We start from the raw sequence: 18,371 nt of genomic DNA on the forward strand, positions 1-18,371 counted from the left end.
TCCCGTCACAGCGCCGATCATCATCCGATCACTGGTTGCCCTGGCTCTGCTTCATGATTTCCTGCGCAGAGAAATTGATGCCGCAAGTCGGAAACGAGTTGCCGACGAAAAAGTTGTCGGAGTCGTTCGGGAAATAGTTGACGCCCGCCTTCAGCATCGAATCGTCGGTGACGTCGAGCGGCAGCTTGATCGCGACGGGAATCGTCTGGCCGTCCAGCGCGGCGAGTGCCGTCTTGATCGCCACGGCGACCTGCGCGGGACCGGTGCCCGCCGACGTGCACTTCAGGCCTTGGGCTCCATACTGCGCGCAGAACTTGCGAAAGCCGTTCTCCGTCTCGCCGCCGAAAGGCACGAACGGATGTTTCGCATCGATCATCGCGCGCACGACCCCCGTGTCGCCGCCTTGCGCGGAAATTCCATCGAAATGACCCTGCACGGCAATTGCGTCGGCGGCGGCCTTTTGCGCGACCCCGTCGTCCCACTTGCCGTAGACCTGGACGACGGTCCACTTCTTGCCGCTGTCGTCCAACGTTTTCAGGAAACCATTGTGCCGGTCAGTGTCGACCGATGTACCCGCCACCCCGCGAACCTCGAGCACCTTGCCTCCGTTCGACAGATGGCTCGCGAGCCACTTGGCCCACAGCACGCCGAGCCCGTACTGGTCGACGTTGACGTTGATCGCGTCTTCGGTGTCGAGCGTGTTGTCGAAAGCGATCAGCACGACGCCGGCATTTTTCGCGCGGCGGATCGCGGGGCCGAATGAGGAGGGATTCTGCGCGTTCACGATGACCGCGTCATAGCCGGCATCGATGAAGTTGTTGACGGCCGAGATCTGCGCCGGAACGTCCTCGCCGGTCGAGACGACCTTGAATTCCTTGAGCTTGGCGGCGATGGCCGGTTGCGCCGTGTAGGCCTTGGCCGTCTTGATCATCTGGATACGCCAGGTGTTGGCGATATAGCCGTTCACGAGTGCGATCCGGTAGGGCCCGTTCTTCTTCGGATACTTGATGAACTTCGTGTCGCTCTTCCAGGGGACCATGCATGTAGGATCGCTGGACGGTCCGGAAACGAACGAAACCTGCGCGAAAGCCGCGCTTGCGCACAGCGCCAATGACGCGGTCGCCGCCGCTCGAAGCACCTGGATTCCTGAAAGCATGTCGTCTCCTTTATGTTGGATTGAACTTACCGATTGCCGGCGCACAGGGCGGTCGTGGATCACCGGAATCTGTGCGTGAAGCAGGGAATCTTGCGGAATGTGCTGCAGCGGGGCTGGCTCGGACTCGCCGAAGCAGTGGAATGACCTCTTCAAAGGCGCCGCCTGGAAGCGAAACGAAGGGTCTGCGCGAACGTCTTCACGTCTGACAGTACTGGCATACCAATGTGCGCGCGATAGTGGTTTACCACGGCGTCACGGACGGCCTCGAGCGGGCTGAAACCCCCGCCAGGTCGACGCGATGGCCAAAGGCTGGGGGCGCCGGACCGGGACAGCGTGCCCCGGCAACTGGTGTACCATTCTCGCGAACTCGAGCCACCGCTCCCTGGCGGCTTCGACGCTTTCGAGACTCCCGGATGGCCGATCTTTCGCACACGTTAGCCGGCCGCGCCGCCGATGCGGACGCGACCGACCGTTCCTATGTCGGGCTCGCGAAACAGATCCACGACCTGATCGCGGCTGGCGACTTCGGGCCGGGTGCGCGCCTGCCTTCCGAGCGCACGCTAGCCGAGCGTTTTGGCGTGAGCCGCACGCAGGTGAGGGAGGCGATCATCGCGCTGGAAGTGCAGGGCGTGGTTGAGGTCCGTGTTGGGTCGGGCATCTATGTGGCCGAAGCAGCGCAGGCGCGCTCCGCCATGTTCAGACTGCCGAGCGGACTGGGCCCGATCGAGACGCTGCGCGCGCGGTCGGTGATCGAAAGCGGGATCGCGGCGCTCGCTGCTACCGAACGCAAAGATTCGGACCTCGACCGGCTCTTCGCCGCGTTGCGCGCAATGTGCGAAAACATGGAGGACAAGGCTGCGAACGAGGCCGCTGACCGCGATTTTCATCTGGCGATTGCGCGCGCGACGGGAAACGAAATGCTCGTGCTCGTGGTGACCGCGATATGGGACAACTCCCGCGCCGACCCGTTGTGGAAAAAGATCGAGGAGCACTTCCATACTCCCGCGTTGCGGGCGGCTTCACAGGACGACCATCAGCGCATCTTTGCGGCGATCATGGCCCGGGACGCGAGCGCTGCGCGCACGGCGATGCAGGCGCATCTTGCGCGCGTAATCGGTGAGTTCACGCAGGCCTGGCGTTAGCTCATGTTCCGGCTGTCTATGCGGGTGTAAAAACGATGGCGCCATGCTCGGCAACCTGCGCGAAGGTCCGAACGAAACGGTAGGTCTGTCCATCAATGACCAATTCGTTCAGTCCCGAGCGCGTGGACTCCAGAATGGCGTGGACCACCGCGTTCCGAATGGCCGCGCAGCTTATCAAGTCTGCATCCGGCTCGCCGGGTTCACCCAGGTAGACATCGCTCTTTTCGCCTTGAGAGCGAACCAGAATCAGGCTCTTTCCCTGGTCTAGCGAAAGCTCCAGATATTCTGAAAGTGTCGACGCCGCCTCTGTGGCTGTATCGAGAGGATCGCGAGAGGGCGAATTCATAAGTGGCCTTTGTAGTTGTGCAAGGCAAAGGTGACAAGGCATGGCTCACCGCGAAGGTGATCAGTCCGGTAACTTCCCGGGCGCGCCATCCAGAATGCGAAGCTTGTCGTCGATCTCGCGAAGAGGGTGACCCGCCGCGCGAAGCTCGTTGACGAGCCGATGCGCAGTTGCGCGACACTGGGCAAGCGTCTCGTGCAGTCGCGGTTCGCTTTGCAGGCCGGTCACTGCCTTTTCCAGTTCGGGGGCGGACTCGCTCAGCAGGGCAGGAACGACCTCTTCCGGCGGAATCGCGGACCCGTGACCCAACAGCTGGGCGGTCCAGTGGCATTCATACAGCAACGTCCGTCGCTTGGCCCGTTTCGCTTCTTCCTGCTCCAGGGTGGCGAGACTGTGCGGGTTCTTGTGAATCGAAGCGCGCCAGGTCGCGAGAATGTCGGTGCGCAATTTTCCAATGGCCTCTGCGAGGGACGTGCTCTGTCCGCCGGCGACGAGGCGGCGTTCATCGAGTCTGTCGACGTGGTCCCGGTATCCTTCGAGAAAGGACTGCCAGTTCAGCGGCAGTTCGGTCGTCCCGGAGAACGAGCGGCTAGTCTCATTGAGCGCGCTCCTGATGTCCTGAAGCGACTGGGCATCGGCAAGACGTGCTTCAAAGACCTCGTGGGCCGTCACCATCTGGCGATGCAGCGAAAATAGCGGATTGTTGTGACGTCGTTGCAGATGGCGCTCGGCGGCGCCGGGATGAGCGCTCCACTTCCAGTCGGGCAGCGATTTTGCGTCAAAGTCGACCGCGTCGATCATCGGCCGGAAGATCGACAGTCCCTCCTCGGTTGCATGGCGAAAACAATCGGCCAGCTTGAAGTCGTTACCTTGCAGACTGGAGCCCTCGCTTCCGGCATAAGGCGAGTCCGGTGCGAGCCGGAGCAAGCCCGTAGCCAGGAAAAACTCTGTCGGTAGCTCCACGGACAGACTCTCCAGCCGAAAGGTGGACTGTTGAGCGGAAAGGCCCTCGACAGAATGCGCGAGGCGGTTTTCGAGTTCGAGGAGCGCGTCGATCCTGTCGCCGGATGATGCCTGCATTGCGTCGGCCAGCAGGCAAAAAGATTCACGCACCATTTTTGCCGCGATAGAGCCGTGCTTCTCGGCAAAAAGCCAGAACCAGAGGGCAAGCTGATATCCCCGGACCCCGTTGCGGGCAAGCGCTTCGACATCGGGGGGGAAGGTAATCCCCGGTGCGGCCCAGTTCGCAAATGGTGCCGAGTCGCTGTTCAGGTACATATCCAGAAGCTGTTTTAACGACTCGTGCGTACCGCTCGGCCAGTTGCGCGTGTCGTCCTGCTGCTTCTCGGTTTTCCAAAGTTTCCAGGCCATCTGGGACCTCGCAAAGATGTGCGGGATACACCTTGGCAAGGATACTTGCACACTCGGTGGGGAGCGTAAACTGCCGGATGACCTCGCGGCCCGGCGGCGTTCGTAGCGGCGCAAAACGCAATGAGGGTCAATCAGTATTGGATCGATTCTTGCCGCCATGATTCAGGCTTTCTCCGCCTGCTCCCGGGCTGCTCCGGGACGCAGGCGTTGCGCCGTTGCGCGCCCCGTGGATTCAGGCCTGAGGCAGGCCGAGCAGCTCGCGGGCCTGCGCGGCCGTCGCGACCGGGCGCTGATATTCGCCGCACAGCGACGCGACGCGTTCCACCAGTTGTGCGTTGCTCGCCGCGAGCGTGTCCTTGTCCCAGCGCACGTTGTCTTCAAGGCCGGTGCGGACATGGCCACCCATTTCCAGCGTCCAGTGGTTGACCTCCAGCTGATGCCGGCCGATGCCGGCAGCGGTCCACGTCGCGTCCGGCAGCAAGGCCGCGAGCTGCTTGACCTCGAACTCGAGAATTTCGCGCCGCGCCGGCAGCGCATTCTTCACGCCGAGCACGAACTGCACGTGCACTGGCGACTTCAGTAGTCCTTGCTGCACGAGATCGACCGTGCTGTACAGCATGGCCAGATCGAAAATCTCGATCTCCGGTTTCACGTTGTGCTGGAGCATCATCGATGCAAGCGAACGGACGAAGTCGGGCGGGTTTTCATAAACGGTCGTCGGAAAGTTGACCGAGCCCGTCGCGAGCGACGCCATATCCGGACGCAGGTCGAGCATCGAGCCGCGTTGCTCGAACGACCGGCCGCGGCCGCCCGTCGAAAACTGGATGATCATACCGGGGCAGTGCTTGCGAATCCCTTCCTGAAGCTGCGCAAAGCGGGTGTGATCGGAGCTCGAATTCTCGTTCTCGTCGCGCACGTGCAGATGGACCAGCGTGGCGCCGGCCTCGAACGCTCCCTGCGTGCTTTCGATCTGTTCGGCGACCGAGATGGGCACGGCCGGGTTGTCCTTTTTGCGGGGCACGGAACCGGTGATGGCGACGGTAATGATGCATGGCGTGTTCATATCGATGGCCTTATAACGGGTAGATAGGCGCCAGGTCCACGAGCGGCTGGAACCCGGCATGACCGTGCCGCATCATGTTCGTCTGGCGGCTTGTTCGCCGCGTTCGAATTACATGATAGGAAGTGAATCGAGTCCGGGGCGCGATTTCGACATCATTTGCGCCACGTTGGGGAAAACGAGCCGGAGCGTACATCGAAACGGGGCCAGCGAGCTTATAGGGTATGGCTTGCGGTTTCGCGCTCAGAAGGAGCGCATCGGTGAGCCTCGTGACGGACAGCTACGCCGAATTCTAAAGACAATCTACCCGCAAGACTGACGGACCCGGCCCGACGCCCGCTCTTGCGTCAGCAGAAGTTACCTGAACGATGACGGCGAGAATTGCCATCCAGACGCTGAGAATATTCCGCGACGCAGGTCGGCGCTGCGCGTAGTATGAGTTTGGTGCCCGATGCTCGCGCTCGCCATAAAACCCATTTGCGGTCGGCGTATGCGCCATCGTGAAGGTGCCCCCAGGTTTCTGCGCGAATATGGTCGCTGGACAACGACCGGTTGCCGCTAGCCTCCCGAAAACGTGCCGCCTCAGCGCGGCGAAACAGAGGTAACTATGGCAGACGGTATTCACCTGTACAAAGGACTGGAAGTTTGTCCGCTTATTTTTCTGCACGTGGCCACGCGGCCCGGTTCGGCCCACGACTACGATGAAGGCTTCGACGCGGCAGTCCGGATCAAGGAGCCCGATGGTGACGGGCTCAAGGCAAGAAGCCGCGTCTTTCACCTCCACGTCGAGAGGCCATTTTTGTGTACCGGTGATGCGAGGCGCGCCTCAACTGCTTACGGCGAACTCCTTATCGACGAATGCACTCCGGGCAAGACCATCTGGGATGGTGAGTAGGGAAGCGGGTTCTTTTCGGCCCTGCGTGATTCGCGAGCAGCGGCGCGCCGTCCTTCGTTTCGAATTGCGTTTGCCGACGCTTTTTCAGACGGCTGGCCGCGTGCACGTGATTGCTTTGCATGCAGCGCTTGTCCACGAAAGCGCGTTTTTCGAACGACTGATCTAATGAGATGCCATGTCCCGACTCGACGATCTGATCATGCAGCATCGCAGTGTGGAGGCCGAAGTCGTACTCCGGGAAAGAGAACTGAATACCTGTCGGCTATCTATCGATGAACGCGAGGGAACGGGCACGACGATCTTTCCGCATCACGACACGCTGACGTTTCTCGAGGCGCAACTGCGGCTGTGCAGGTTAAGGCGCGAAAGGCTGCGTATTGCGATCGCCCGAAACCATGCGACGCGGCCGGATCGGCAACACATCGGGCGTGGGTCGAATCCGGTCTCGTGCCGGTTGTCCAACGGGCGAGGCCGTCTCCGCAGCATGCGGTGAGGAGAAACTGATGGACGCGTACCCGGCAATTTTTCGTGTCGATCCCACGCCACGTCGGGCCGACGGTGAATATATCGCGCATGCGAGAATCTCTAGTAGTGGCGACGACGGGCGCGAGTACGACGTCCATTCAAGTGGAGATCTGGCCGGCTTCGACGTGCGCGAGGATGCGATTCGCTTTGCCGCCGGTTGGGCCGCGGAATGGATCGAGAAGCACCGGAGTTCGTGGCAGCGAGCGTCCGGCGATCCTCGTGTGTGACAAGCATGGGCTCCCATGCCCATGGGGAATTTACGTGGCGACTAATGATGCGCTCTCGACGCTGGCCGAATATCTTGAGCTTTCGCTCGATACGAGCGGCAGCGTCATTATGATGCAAGGGTGCGATGGCCTTTGCGCTATGTACATTGGCAGGGTCACAGAAGATCAGGGGCACTGGCAGTATTTTGGCGTGATAGCTGCGCTTACTGCGGGCGACATTCTCAAAATGACCCATTCTGGTTCCAACCGGATAGAGATCGATGGTCAGAAATACCGGTTCATTCGGAGTTTCACGCACTTCGAAGACCGCGGGGCGATTGTTTTTTCGCCCACTTAAAGTAGTCGATTTCCCGGCGCAGTCCTGAGACCCCTGATTTGACTTACTCAGCCTCGATTGTCGACCCAATGGCGGGCGCAGCCCGCACGTTCGAGCAGCAGGTCAGACGAGAAGTTGCCACAAGGCAAACGATGCGCCGACAGTTCGACGGTATAGCCGTTGTAATGATGAGTACGTTTGTTGTTTATTCTGTAATTTAATGATGTTTCAGTGCGTAGCCGCTCCGTTTGGAGTTCGTTAATCGGGCGAGGCAGACAAGCTGCTCAAAGCCATTGCGAACCGAATCCAGACTGAGTCGGGAAGCGAACAATTCGGCGCTGCGGCCGGAAGGGGAATATGGCGTCTACCGAAGAGTTGGGAGCTTGGCAATCTGTTTGAACCACTATTGCCGAAAATTGATTGCGCCAACTGTGGGAGACGAAGCTCCGCGAGGATGTCGCTGCAGCCCGCTAACGGTTGCCGTATAGCGGGCTTTTCCAACTTACAGCGGCTTGATGTTAGCCGCTTGCAGACCCTTCGGGCCTTGCTTCGTTTCGAAGCTCACCTTCTGGTTTTCAGCCAGTGTTTTGAAACCGTCGCTGCGAATTTCCGAGAAATGCGCGAAGAGGTCGTCGCCACCCTTGTCCGGGGTGATGAAGCCAAAACCCTTGCTGTCGTTGAACCACTTAACTGTACCGGTATCCATGAAGAATCCTTGACGAAAAAAATTGAAAACTTGCTCAGGTAACGAGCGCACGAAGCGTCAAGGAGGGAGAGGACAACGAATACCGCTGGGAATAGCGAGACATTGATGAACAGCAATCGGACTTCTTGAACTTCGGTCGCCACCATAACCGCGTTCGCGTGTCGGGTCAACACATATCTTGTAAATGTTTCGCACCGGCCTTCCGCAATGGTCGGATCGCCACCTCAGCGGGCTCTCACACCAGAGGGAGCCGATCAAGCTGCCGGCCTCCGTTGCGGCACCAGTCGATTGAATCCGCAAGGTTATCCGCGGCTCGTATGGACTACTTGTGCCAGCGCAGACACAAAAGCGTTCATATCGGTCTTCAGCATGTAGATGTGCGGTGACACGCGAAGTCCTTCGATGTGCCGTGCCTGACGATACTTCACATGAATCTGGTGGCGCTCCAGAAGCGCCTGCTCGACCTTCCTTGAATCGACATTGGCGATCGAGAATAGGCTGACCGCTCCCAGGTCCGCGTTCAACGGCGTGTGTAGCGTGAAGCCAGGGATATGGTGGGCGAGTTCAATCCAGTAATGGCTAAGCTCCTTCAACCGCGCGTGGATTTTCGTGGGGCCGATCTTTCGATGAAATTCCAGCGCCGGTGCGATTCCTGCCTGCAGCGCTGAATTGTAAGTGCCGAGATTCCAGTGATCGAACTTATCGATGCGCAGCGGCGGCGTGTCAAACGGGGCTAGCAGTGGCCACGTTTCATCGATGCGGTTTGCCCTGACGATCAACATGCCATTGCCGACCGGTGCACATAACCACTTATGAAGGCTGGTGATGAAGAAGTCGCAATCGAGATCACGGAAGCTGACCGGCATTTGCGCAAACGTCTGGGCGCCGTCGACGATGGTGATGATCTTCCTCTCGCGCGCCAGCTCACATATGCGTTTGACCGGCAAGAGCCGACCAGTCCAGTGCAGCATATGGGTAAGCAATATCACGCGCGTGCTGGAAGTCATCGCTTCTTCATACGCCCTGACGATTTCGTCGTCACTGCCCATGACATCGAAGTCCACGCTCGCGACCGTGATTCGCTCCCTCTGCTGGCGTTGCATCCATGCGGCACGCGCACTCGGATAGTCCCACTCGGAGATCAACACCTGATCGCCTGCCGACAAGGGCAGGCCGAAGATCACCGTCGACAAGCCTTCTGATGAGTTGCGATTCAACGCAATCTCTTCTGGACTGCAATCCGCCAACGCCGCAAGTTGTTCCTTGACCGACGGCAGGGCGGCGTCCAGCTTGCTCCACATATTGACGTCAGGATTCCGGCTGACGAACCGGTAGGCATCGATGGTGGCCTGTTCGACGACAATTGGCGGGGGGCTGACCGCCGCATTGTTCAGATTCATCAATGGTTGCTGCATTGGATATGCAGCTCGAACGTTCTCCCAGAATCGCTCACCTGAGAGATCGCTGCTTGACGAGGTTTCCACGTTCATCCGCAAATCTCCATTTCTTCTGTCCCCCCGGAGATCAATTCAGGCCGCCCTGGCACATGTACTTGACCGCCTGGTAGTCGTCGAGCCCGTACTTCGAGCCTTCACGGCCGTAACCGGATTCCTTCACGCCGCCAAACGGCGCCGCCTCGCTCGATACCGCGCCTTCATTGATACCTAGTACGCCCACCTCGAGCTGCCCGGCGACACGGTTGATGCGCCGTACGTCCTGCGTGTAGAAATAAGCGGCGAGCCCGTATGGGGTGGAGTTTGCGAGGCGGACCGCCTCTGCTTCGTCATTGAAGCGAAACAACGGCGCGATCGGCCCGAAGGTTTCTTCGCTGCAGAATCGCATGTCGTCGTTAGCATCAGTTAGCACGGTCGGCGCGTAGAAGTTCGCGCCGAGTTCCGTCAGACGCCTTCCGCCCACCAGCACGGTCGCGCCGCGCTGGACCGCGTCCTCGACATGGTGAGCGATCTTGTCGACCGCACGCGCGTTGATCATCGGGCCGATTTGCGCGCCCGCGTCCGTTGCGGGCCCGACCTTCAGGGCGGTGACGCGCTTTGCCAGCAGATTCGCGAAGTCTGTGTAGACGCTGGCGTGCACATAGACGCGATTCGGGCACACACATGTCTGGCCGCCGTTGCGGAATTTCGCCGCCATCAATCCGGTAACGGCTGCGTCCAGGTCGGCGTCTTCGAAGACGATGAAGGGCGCGTTGCCGCCGAGTTCAAGTGACAGCCGCTTCAGCGTGCCGGCAGCTTCGCGCGCGAGATGCTTGCCCACCGGCGTGGACCCGGTGAACGTGATTTTGCGCACGCGCGGATCGGCGAGCCAGTCGGCGACTGCGATCACGCCTTGTTTGCGCGACGCCGATAGCATGTTCAGCACACCATCGGGTAAGCCGGCTTCCTGGGCGAGCGCTGCAAGCGCGAGTGCGGTGAGCGGCGTGTCCTCGGCGGGTTTGGCGATAACGGTGCAACCGGCCGCGAGCGCGGGCGCGATCTTGCGAGCAATCATCGCCAGCGGGAAATTCCACGGCGTGATCGCCGCGACCACGCCGACCGGTTCCTTTACTGCAGTCATACGCTTGCCGCGCTGCTGCTGCGGAATCAGATCGCCGTAGATGCGTGTCGCTTCGTCGGCGAACCAGGCCACGTACGACGCGCCGTATGCGACTTCTCCACGGCTCTCCGTGAGCGGCTTGCCTTGCTCCATCGACATCAGCCTGGCGAGGTCTTCGGTGTTGGCGACGATCAATTCATGCCAGCGCCGCAGAATCTCCGCTCGCTCGCGCGGAAGCATGTCGCGCCAGGCGGGAAACGCGTGCGCTGCGGCGTCGGCGGCGGCCCGTGCTTCGGCGCTGCTGCTATCGGGTACCTCGGCGATGGTCTCGCCGGTGGCTGGATTGCTGACCGCGAAGCAGGCGCCGTTGAACGCGCCGGTCCATTGTCCGTCAATGAAATTGTGTCGGCGAATCAGATCGCTGCGGGTGAGTGCGAGAGACATCGAACGACTCCTTCATAGGGCCCTGGGCAAGCCGGGGCATGCGGCGGCGCGCAGGCCGGTGCAAGGGTGAATGAATGATGCGAGGGTTCTGAAGGATGAATGCTACGCGTGCGACGCCGCCGATTTATTCAACGAGTAGTAGTTCGCCGAGAGCGCGACACTTATTTTCGACGTGCCACAGCATTTTCTGCTGCGAACTCGCGCCGGGCAGTCCAACCTTGCCCCAGTCTTCGAGATTCCGCAGATTCACGCTTTGCTTGAGTTGCTGCACCTTCATCTTTACGTTAGCTCCAGAGTGGGCGCGGCCTGCTTCATTGGCCGCGGGTTTGGGTGTTCGTCACCGTCTGCTCGATCCTGCCCAACCGCACGACGGTCACACCGGGACGCAACTGCCGCAGCGAAGGCATCACGAGGATGCAGTTGTCGTAGGGCGTGCACACCGGCTCGCCGTTCGACCAGCCGATCACGGCGCCCGCCTCGGCGAAAACCTCGAGGCCGGTGTACGCCGCGGCGAAGCTGAAGTCCATGCTCGTCGCGACGACCGGCTGCGTCACGCGCACGATCTGCTGCGCGGGCGGCAACGGCGCGAGCCACCCCGGCGGCAGATCCGTTTCGTCGATCACACCGGACAGCAGCAGGAAGCGCGCAGCCGTATCGCGCGCGACTGCCACCGCACTGCGCTCCCAATGCTGGCCGCATTCGATCAGCAGCGCGTTCTTCGGGCTCGCGGCGTCGCCGAACCCTTCGTAGTCGCGCATGCGGCGGCCTTCGGGATGGCCTTCGTCGCAGATCACCGTGGCGGGCGTGCCGAGCCGTACCGCGAGGTCGATGCCTTTTTGCAGCGGTCCCGCGACGATCAGCGGCTTGCACCGCTCGTGCATCGAATGCAGGTCGAGCAACGCGTCGACCGTTTCGACCACCGGGCGCATCGCCCGCGCGCGCTCGAGTTCGCTCGACGTGCGCGACGCGTCGTCGAGCACGGCGGCGGTCCAGACGCGGTTGAAGTCCTGATCGACGAAGCGCGCGGCATCGGGATTCGCGGGATCGAAGCGCTGGTACGCGGCGACATTCGCGAACGACAGCGTGAGGCGCCCGCGCCGGGGCCGCAACCCGCGCCGCAGCAATTCATCGACGACGATCGCGCCGCACACCTCGTTGCCGTGCGTGAGCGCATTGATCATCACGTGTGGACCCAGTGCGTCCGAGTCGAACGTATGGACGTAGGCAATGCCGGACGCCGATTGTTCGTGAACCGAAATATCGGGGAATTCGACTTCGATGGGATAGGCTTCCGTGCTCACGGGGGAGTGTCCTGATATAGAGTGAGTGGGCTGTTCAGGCAAGTTTTGCCGCGATCGCCTCGCCGACTTCGGTCGTGTTCGCCTTGCCACCGAGGTCGCCGGTGTGCGGACCTTCGATCAGCGTCGCCTCGATCGCTTTCAGGATCGCGTCGTGCGCGTCGCGCTCCTTGCCGCCCGAATGGCCGAGGAAGTCGAGCATCATCGCGGCCGACCAGATCATCGCGATCGGATTCGCGATGTGTTTGCCCGCGATGTCGGGTGCCGAGCCGTGCACCGGCTCGAACAGCGACGGAAACTTGCGGTCCGGATTCAGGTTGCCCGACGGCGCGAGGCCGATCGTGCCCGTGCACGCGGGGCCCAGATCGGACAGGATGTCGCCGAACAGATTGGTCGCGACGACCACGTCGAAGCGGTCCGGGTTCAGCACGAACCGCGCGCACAGGATGTCGATGTGCTGCTTGTCCCAGCTGACGTCCGGATACTGCACGGCGATAGCGGCCGCGCATTTGTCCCACCAGGGCATGCTGATCGCGATGCCGTTGCTTTTCGTCGCGACGGTGATTTTCTTGCGCGCGCGGCGCTGCGCGAGATCGAACGCGAACTTCAGCACACGCTCGCTTCCGTGCCGCGTGAACACCGACTCCTGCAGCACGAATTCGCGCTCGGTGCCTTCGAACATCACGCCGCCCACCGACGAATACTCGCCCTCGGTATTCTCGCGCACGATCCAGAAATCGATGTCGCCGGCCTTGCGTCCCGCGAGCGGCGACGGCACGCCTGCAAACAGCCGTGCGGGCCGCAGATTCACATACTGGTCGAACTCGCGGCGAAACTTCAGCAGCGACCCCCACAGCGAGATGTGATCGGGCACGGTATCGGGCCAGCCGACCGCGCCGAACAGGATCGCATCGGCCGATTGCAGTTGCGCTTTCCAGTCGTCCGGCATCATCTTGCCGTGCTTCGCGTAGTAGTCGCAGCTTGCCCACTCGATGTGCTGATACTCGAGCTCGATGCCGAAGCGTTGGGTCGCGACCTCGAGTACGCGCAGCGCTTCGGGCATCACCTCGGCGCCGATGCCGTCGCCGGGGATGACGGCAATCCGGTATTTCTTCGACATTTTGTGCTTCTCCGTTGGGGACTTCTTGACGATTCGATAACGGTTATTTTATTCCCGCTGTTTGAGACTAAAATGGTCGCTTCAGTTAAGCCACTGTGCACGATTCGTGTATAAACCGCGCCGCCAGTCATCAATCTATGAGCGTTGACCCATCACCCGATCTCGGCGATTTGCGCGTGTTCTGTGAAGTGGCGCGCAAGGCCAGTTTCAGCGCGGCGGCGGAAGCCTTGTCGGTGTCCGCGGCGTATGTCAGCAAACGCATCAATGTGCTCGAGACAACGCTCGGTACGCGTTTGCTGCACCGTTCCACGCGGCGGGTGGCGATCACGGAAGCGGGCGAGCGAGTTTATACGTGGGCGGAAAAGATTCTCGACGACGTCGATCAGCTCGTGGAAGACGTCTCCACCACGCGCCGCATTCCCGCCGGCAAGCTGCGCATTTCCAGCAGCTTCGGCTTCGGCCGGCGCTTCGTCGCGCCTGCGCTTGCGCGCTTCTCCGAGCGCTATCCGCAGTTGAGCGTGCGGCTCGATCTGTTCGACCGTCTCGTCGACGTGGGCGGCGAAGGCTTCGACCTGGATGTGCGCATCGGCGACGAGATTGCGCCGCATCTGATCGCGCGGCGGCTCGCGTCGAATCATCGCGTGCTGTGTGCGTCGCCAGGCTACCTTGCGAGGCATGGCGCTCCGCGCCAGCTTGCAGAGCTTTCATCGCATGCGTGTCTTGCGATCAAGGAGCGCGACCATCCGTTCGGTCTATGGCGTTTGACAGTGCGCGGCGAGGTGGTCTCGATCAAGGTCACGGGACCGTTGTCGACCAATCATGGCGAGGCGGCGGTTCAGTGGGCGCTCGCCGGACGCGGCATCGTGCTGCGGTCGATGTGGGACGTGCGGCCGCTGCTCGAAAGCGGCCAGTTGCAGCAGGTACTGCCCGAGGTCACGCAACCGGCGAATCTGTGGGCGGTGTATCCGGCGCGGCTTGCGCAGTCAGCGAAGGTACGGGTTTGCCTGGACTTTCTGAGCGAGGAATTCGCGCAGTGGAGTCCACCGGCCGACGGAGATGCCGAGCGTTAATCACGCCACGCGAGCGTTGAAAGCCTAATGATGATTCTGCGAGAACAACGTTTCGAGCGGGTAATGACTCTTCACGAACGGCGACTTGATGATCACGTAGCTGAAGTACTTCGCGATACCGATATCGCGTTCCAGCAAACCTTCCACGATGCTCTGGTAATGGCTCACGCTGCGCGTCACGAACTTCAGCAGATAGTCATAGCCGCCGCTCGCCAGATGGCACTCGACGATCTCGTCGATGTCGCGAATCGCGTTCACGAACTTGATGAAGTCTTCCCGCCGATGGTCGGCGAGCGTGACTTCGGTGAAGACGATCTGCACGTCGCCGAGCTTTTCGAGCTGGATCTGCGCACCATAGCCGATGATGTAGCCGGCTTTCTCCAGACGCTTGACCCGGATCAGGCAAGGACTGGGCGACAGCCCGACCGCGTCGGCAAGCTCGACGTTGGTTATACGGCCTTTCTTCTGCAACTGGGAAAGTATGCGCAGGTCAATCCGGTCTAGCTTACAGTCGCTGCTCATCGTAACGTTGTCGCTCCCGCGATGGATCCAGGATGACCCTCCACTCTAGCATGCAGCCGCATGAGTTTTGACCTTCAACGCGGCGCGTACGTCGGCTTGTGCGAGAACGTCATCGAGGGTCTTTTCGAGCCTTTCGAACATCAGATCGAACTCGGCTTCGGTGTACGAGAGCGCCGGTGCGAAACCGAGAATGTTGTCGCCGAAGGCGCGGAAAACCAGGCGGTTTTCATACGCGGCGGCGGCGATCCGTTCGGACAGTTTCAACGCCGGATCGAAGCGCGCTTTGCTGTCCTTGTCGGCGACGAGTTCTAGTGCGCCGAGCAGGCCGCGGTAGCGCGAGTCGCCTACCAACGGATGCGCGAGCAGCGCGTCGAGCCCGCGCGCGAAACGCGGCGCGCGTGCCACGCCGTTCGCGAGCAGCCCGCCTTCGTGATACAGGCGCAGCACCTCGAGGCCGATGGCCGCGCTCACCGGATGCGCCGAATACGTATGGCCATGGCCGACGACCGCTTCGGCGTCGCCGTCCGCAATGCCCTGGTAGATTTCGTCCGACATCAGCACGGCGCCCATCGGCGCATAGCCGGCGGTCAGGCCCTTGGCCACCGTCATGAGATCGGGTTCGACGTTTTCGCCCTCGCAGGCGAACAGCGGACCCGTGCGGCCGAATCCGGTGATGACCTCATCGGCGACGAACAGAACGCCCAGCTTACGGCAGCTTTCACGCATCGCCTTGAGCCAGCCAACTGGCGGCACGATTACTCCGCCCGAACCCTGGATCGGCTCGCAGAAGAATGCGGCGACGTTGTCGGCGCCGAGCTCGGCCACCTTCGCTTCGAGCGCGCCCACCGAGGCGGCGATCAGCGCGGCATCGTCGGCGAAATCGTTGCGGTACGCGTAGGGCGACGGCAGATGATGCTGGTTCGGCAGCGGCAGATCGAAATTGCGGTGAAACGCGGGCAGGGCAGTGAGCCCGGCGCCCATGGTCGACGAGCCGTGATAGCCGCGTTGCAGTGCGATGACGTGCTTTTTCGACGGACGGCCCGTCGCGTTGAAGTAATGCGTGATGAAACGCAGCGCCGAATCCACCGCATCGGAACCGCCAAGCGTGAAGTACACATGTTGCAGCGAAGCAGGCGACAGCTCGATCAGCTTTTGTGCAAGTTCGATTGCCGGCTCGGAGCCGAAATGGAAATAGCCGGTCGCGTAGGGCAGCTTCTGCATCTGCGCGGTGGCTGCGTCGACAATGCTCTGCTGGCCGTAGCCCACGTTCACACACCATAGTCCGGAGAACGCGTCGAGCAGTTCGTTGCCGGCCGCGTCGCGCAGAAACGCGCCACTGGCGGATTCGAGCACGGTGACGCCGTGCGCTTCGTGCGTGCGGTAGTTGATGACCGGGTGAATCAGATGCTTGCGGTCGGCTTCGATGAGCGATTGAATCGGCATGATGGTTTCTCGTCGCGGGAAGGGGCTGTTGACCGTTCCATACTACTGAGCAACGACGATCGCTTGCTCACCTAAACAATTGCCTGAAAAGCGCGCGCGACGCGTTTTGATGCAGGGCCTCAGCATTTTCTGCTGCGAACGCTGAAAATCCGCGCCGCGCGGCCATTCGTTCGGCTGTGCGCTCAATAGCCCGCAGTGCGGTCAATCTGTCCCAGCATCGGCAAGCCTTCGCGATGACGGCGCAGATTCTCCAGCACCACCTCGACCGCGGTTTCCGGCCGCGTCGCGCTGGCGATATGCGGCGTGATGCGCACGCGCGGATGCGTCCACAGTGCATGGCCGGCGGGCAGCGGCTCGGGGTCGGTGACGTCGAGAATGGCGTTGTGCAGCTGGCCGCTTTCGAGTGCCGCCAGCAGGTCCTGCTGGTTCAGATGTGGTCCACGACCCGTTTGAATCAGCGACGCGCCACGCGGCAGCTTCGCGAACAACTCTGCGTCGAGCAGCCCGCGCGTGGCGGCTGTGAGCGGCAACAGGCAGATCAGGACATCGGTGCGCGCGAGAAACGCATCCAGCTCGCTTTCGCCCGCATAACAGTCCACGCCTCCGATCTCGCGAGCCGAACGGCTCCACCCTGCGCAGGCGAAGCCGAACAGGTGCAGCCTTTTCAGCACGGCCGTGCCCAGTACGCCGAGCCCGAGCACGCCCAGACGGCACTCGCTGGCCGGCTTGAGCGGCAACTCGCGCCAAACCTGCTGCTGTTGCTGAAGGGCATAGTCGAACAGGTCGCGATGAATCGTCAGCACGGCCTGCGTGACATATTCGACCATGCCGTCGACGATCCCCGGTTCGATCATGCGCACGACTGGCACATGCTCCGGCACGCCCGACAGATCGAACTGATCGATGCCGGCGCCTACCGAGAACACGACTTCCAGATTGGGGAGGAGGCGCGTGGGATCTTCAGGCGGCTGCCAGGCTGCTAGATAGCGGATCGCGGCCGGGTCGCCGAGATCGGGCCAGATGTGGAACGGCAGATCCGGCGCCTTCCGTGCGAAGAGTTTGGCCCACTGGGCGCCGCGCGTTGGGTCGGCTTTATAGAGGAAGGCCATGATGATCAGCAGATTGCCTGGTTGATGATGCCGTATTGCAGGTAATGCCCATGCGGTCCACCGCTCGCGGGCTCGCCGGAGGGAACGGGGCGAACCATTTTGACGACCGTGTCCACGCGCGGCAATCCCAACTGCTCCAGCCACTCCGTGAGACCGCTTTCGCCCGGTGTGTCGATCCGCACGAATACGCCTTCGTTCAGCGCCAGCCAGTGGCTGATGAGCGCCTTGGCGCGACTCGAGTCTTCCGACGCGGGCGCGACTACCGGACCGATCGCAAAGCCACGTCCGAAGCGGCGAAACAGCGCAAAGCCGATCAGTTCGCCGTCGCGGTCCAGCGCGATGCCGTCGGCGGTGCCCAGCAGCGCGGGCAGCACTTCGCCTCGGTCCAGACCGCTCGCCCGCGAGGCCAGTTCAATGAGGCGCGCGGTATCGCTCGAACCGAGCGGGCGCAAACGCTCGCCCGGCGGCAGCGACACGAGCGGCGGCTGGAACGCCGCGCCCTGATGCTGGTCGAGCGTGCCGGCCGCGCGAAAGCCGAGCTTTTCGTACAGCGGCTGGCCCGCGGTCGTGGCGTGCAGGAAGGTGACGCGGCCGCCCAGTTCTTCCAGCACGAGATCCATCAACTTTCTGCCAATGCCGCGCCCCTGGTGCGCCGGCGACACGATCACCATGCCGAGCGATGCGCGCTCGGCGCCGTATTTCCAGCACAGGGCCGTGCCGATCACGCCGCTCGTGTCTTCCGCGACGAAACCGCCGCCCAGAAGCGCGACGAATCTCCAGTCGTCCGCGCGATGCGGCCATTTCAGTTCGACCGTCAACGCGTGCGCGGCGGCAATGTCGTCGAGGGTGAAGCGTCTGTAGGTAATCGAATCGGACACGCCGTGCTCCCTGATTGACCGAAGGCTTACACCGTCACTTTGTCATCCGGTGCATGGTGTGACTAGGACGATCCTTTTATCGCGTGCCCCGGAAAGGGCTGCATCGAAATTCGATGCAAAACGCCAGGTCTGGGCGCGCATTACAGGTGAATTCTGCTGCGTGGCGATTTTTGTCAGCGACATATGCCAGGCC

20 protein-coding genes are annotated in these 18,371 nt (G+C 61.7%); 6 read left to right on the forward strand and 14 right to left on the reverse strand.

Features of this window, described 5'->3' with window-relative positions; translation table 11 throughout:
- Window positions 1–28: 28 nt before the first annotated feature.
- Entirely contained in the window at window positions 29–1,156 is a 1,128-nt protein-coding gene (locus tag L0U81_RS19780; protein WP_233805210.1) for a sugar ABC transporter substrate-binding protein, read from the reverse strand.
- A gap of 413 nt (window positions 1,157–1,569) precedes the next feature.
- Between L0U81_RS19780 and L0U81_RS19785 the strand changes: the two genes are divergently transcribed.
- Window positions 1,570–2,298 (forward strand): FadR/GntR family transcriptional regulator, encoded by a 729-nt coding sequence (locus L0U81_RS19785; protein WP_233805211.1) that lies wholly within the window; start codon window positions 1,570–1,572, stop codon window positions 2,296–2,298.
- 16 nt (window positions 2,299–2,314) lie between these two features.
- Here the strand turns inward: L0U81_RS19785 and L0U81_RS19790 are convergent, their stop codons facing one another.
- From L0U81_RS19790 to L0U81_RS19800, 3 genes are all read right to left on the reverse strand, one after another.
- The gene (locus L0U81_RS19790; RefSeq protein WP_233805212.1) at window positions 2,315–2,644 is read right to left on the reverse strand and encodes a hypothetical protein; all 330 of its coding nucleotides are present in this window, start codon (window positions 2,642–2,644) and stop codon (window positions 2,315–2,317) included.
- A gap of 60 nt (window positions 2,645–2,704) precedes the next feature.
- Complete coding sequence (locus L0U81_RS19795; RefSeq protein ID WP_233805213.1) at window positions 2,705–4,012, reverse strand: tryptophan leader peptide; 1,308 nt, start codon at window positions 4,010–4,012, stop codon at window positions 2,705–2,707.
- A gap of 232 nt (window positions 4,013–4,244) precedes the next feature.
- Window positions 4,245–5,075: a 3-keto-5-aminohexanoate cleavage protein gene (locus L0U81_RS19800; RefSeq protein WP_233805214.1), complete on the reverse strand. Its 831-nt coding sequence runs from the start codon at window positions 5,073–5,075 to the stop codon at window positions 4,245–4,247.
- A gap of 604 nt (window positions 5,076–5,679) precedes the next feature.
- Here L0U81_RS19800 and L0U81_RS19805 point away from each other — a divergent pair.
- The 4 genes from L0U81_RS19805 (at window position 5,680) to L0U81_RS19820 (ending at window position 7,056) form a co-directional block, all read left to right on the forward strand.
- Window positions 5,680–5,967 carry a hypothetical protein gene (locus L0U81_RS19805; RefSeq protein WP_233805215.1) on the forward strand — a complete coding sequence of 96 codons (288 nt, stop codon included), beginning with the start codon at window positions 5,680–5,682 and terminating at the stop codon, window positions 5,965–5,967.
- Window positions 5,968–6,142: 175 nt separating this feature from the next.
- A complete protein-coding gene (locus L0U81_RS19810) occupies window positions 6,143–6,460 on the forward strand; it encodes a hypothetical protein (protein ID WP_233805216.1) in 318 nt (105 codons plus the stop codon).
- A gap of 10 nt (window positions 6,461–6,470) precedes the next feature.
- Window positions 6,471–6,719 (forward strand): hypothetical protein, encoded by a 249-nt coding sequence (locus L0U81_RS19815; protein WP_233805217.1) that lies wholly within the window; start codon window positions 6,471–6,473, stop codon window positions 6,717–6,719.
- A gap of 34 nt (window positions 6,720–6,753) precedes the next feature.
- Window positions 6,754–7,056: a hypothetical protein gene (locus tag L0U81_RS19820; protein ID WP_233805218.1), complete on the forward strand. Its 303-nt coding sequence runs from the start codon at window positions 6,754–6,756 to the stop codon at window positions 7,054–7,056.
- 481 nt (window positions 7,057–7,537) lie between these two features.
- Here L0U81_RS19820 and L0U81_RS19825 read toward each other — a convergent pair whose 3' ends face one another.
- From L0U81_RS19825 to L0U81_RS19850, 6 genes are all read right to left on the reverse strand, one after another.
- Window positions 7,538–7,741, reverse strand: a complete 204-nt coding sequence (locus L0U81_RS19825; protein ID WP_028225987.1) for a cold-shock protein — start codon at window positions 7,739–7,741, stop codon at window positions 7,538–7,540.
- Window positions 7,742–8,043: 302 nt separating this feature from the next.
- Entirely contained in the window at window positions 8,044–9,231 is a 1,188-nt protein-coding gene (locus tag L0U81_RS19830; protein WP_233805219.1) for an aminotransferase class V-fold PLP-dependent enzyme, read from the reverse strand.
- A gap of 34 nt (window positions 9,232–9,265) precedes the next feature.
- Complete coding sequence (locus tag L0U81_RS19835; RefSeq protein ID WP_233805220.1) at window positions 9,266–10,738, reverse strand: NAD-dependent succinate-semialdehyde dehydrogenase; 1,473 nt, start codon at window positions 10,736–10,738, stop codon at window positions 9,266–9,268.
- A gap of 124 nt (window positions 10,739–10,862) precedes the next feature.
- On the reverse strand, window positions 10,863–11,015 hold the full coding sequence (locus L0U81_RS19840) for a hypothetical protein (protein ID WP_233805221.1): 153 nt from the start codon (window positions 11,013–11,015) through the stop codon (window positions 10,863–10,865).
- 34 nt (window positions 11,016–11,049) lie between these two features.
- Window positions 11,050–12,039 (reverse strand): succinylglutamate desuccinylase, encoded by a 990-nt coding sequence (locus tag L0U81_RS19845; RefSeq protein WP_442793437.1) that lies wholly within the window; start codon window positions 12,037–12,039, stop codon window positions 11,050–11,052.
- A 34-nt stretch (window positions 12,040–12,073) separates the two neighbouring features.
- Complete coding sequence (locus tag L0U81_RS19850) at window positions 12,074–13,156, reverse strand: tartrate dehydrogenase (RefSeq protein WP_233805223.1); 1,083 nt, start codon at window positions 13,154–13,156, stop codon at window positions 12,074–12,076.
- A 137-nt stretch (window positions 13,157–13,293) separates the two neighbouring features.
- Here L0U81_RS19850 and L0U81_RS19855 point away from each other — a divergent pair, with 137 nt between their 5' ends.
- Window positions 13,294–14,226, forward strand: a complete 933-nt coding sequence (locus L0U81_RS19855) for a LysR substrate-binding domain-containing protein (protein ID WP_233805224.1) — start codon at window positions 13,294–13,296, stop codon at window positions 14,224–14,226.
- Between the two features lie 24 nt (window positions 14,227–14,250).
- On the opposite strand, the gene L0U81_RS19860 is transcribed toward L0U81_RS19855, so the two are convergent.
- The 4 genes from L0U81_RS19860 to L0U81_RS19875 all read right to left on the reverse strand — a co-directional run bounded on the left by L0U81_RS19860 (window position 14,251) and on the right by L0U81_RS19875 (window position 18,178).
- A complete protein-coding gene (locus L0U81_RS19860; protein WP_233805225.1) occupies window positions 14,251–14,748 on the reverse strand; it encodes an Lrp/AsnC family transcriptional regulator in 498 nt (165 codons plus the stop codon).
- Window positions 14,749–14,793: 45 nt separating this feature from the next.
- The gene (locus tag L0U81_RS19865) at window positions 14,794–16,191 is read right to left on the reverse strand and encodes an aspartate aminotransferase family protein (RefSeq protein ID WP_233805226.1); all 1,398 of its coding nucleotides are present in this window, start codon (window positions 16,189–16,191) and stop codon (window positions 14,794–14,796) included.
- Between the two features lie 182 nt (window positions 16,192–16,373).
- A complete protein-coding gene (locus L0U81_RS19870; protein ID WP_233805227.1) occupies window positions 16,374–17,300 on the reverse strand; it encodes a 2-hydroxyacid dehydrogenase in 927 nt (308 codons plus the stop codon).
- 5 nt (window positions 17,301–17,305) lie between these two features.
- Window positions 17,306–18,178, reverse strand: a complete 873-nt coding sequence (locus L0U81_RS19875) for a GNAT family N-acetyltransferase (RefSeq protein ID WP_233805228.1) — start codon at window positions 18,176–18,178, stop codon at window positions 17,306–17,308.
- Between the last annotated feature and the right edge of the window lie 193 nt (window positions 18,179–18,371).

This window comes from Paraburkholderia sp. HP33-1 (assembly GCF_021390595.1).
In the GTDB taxonomy this organism is placed as follows: Bacteria; Pseudomonadota; Gammaproteobacteria; order Burkholderiales; family Burkholderiaceae; genus Paraburkholderia.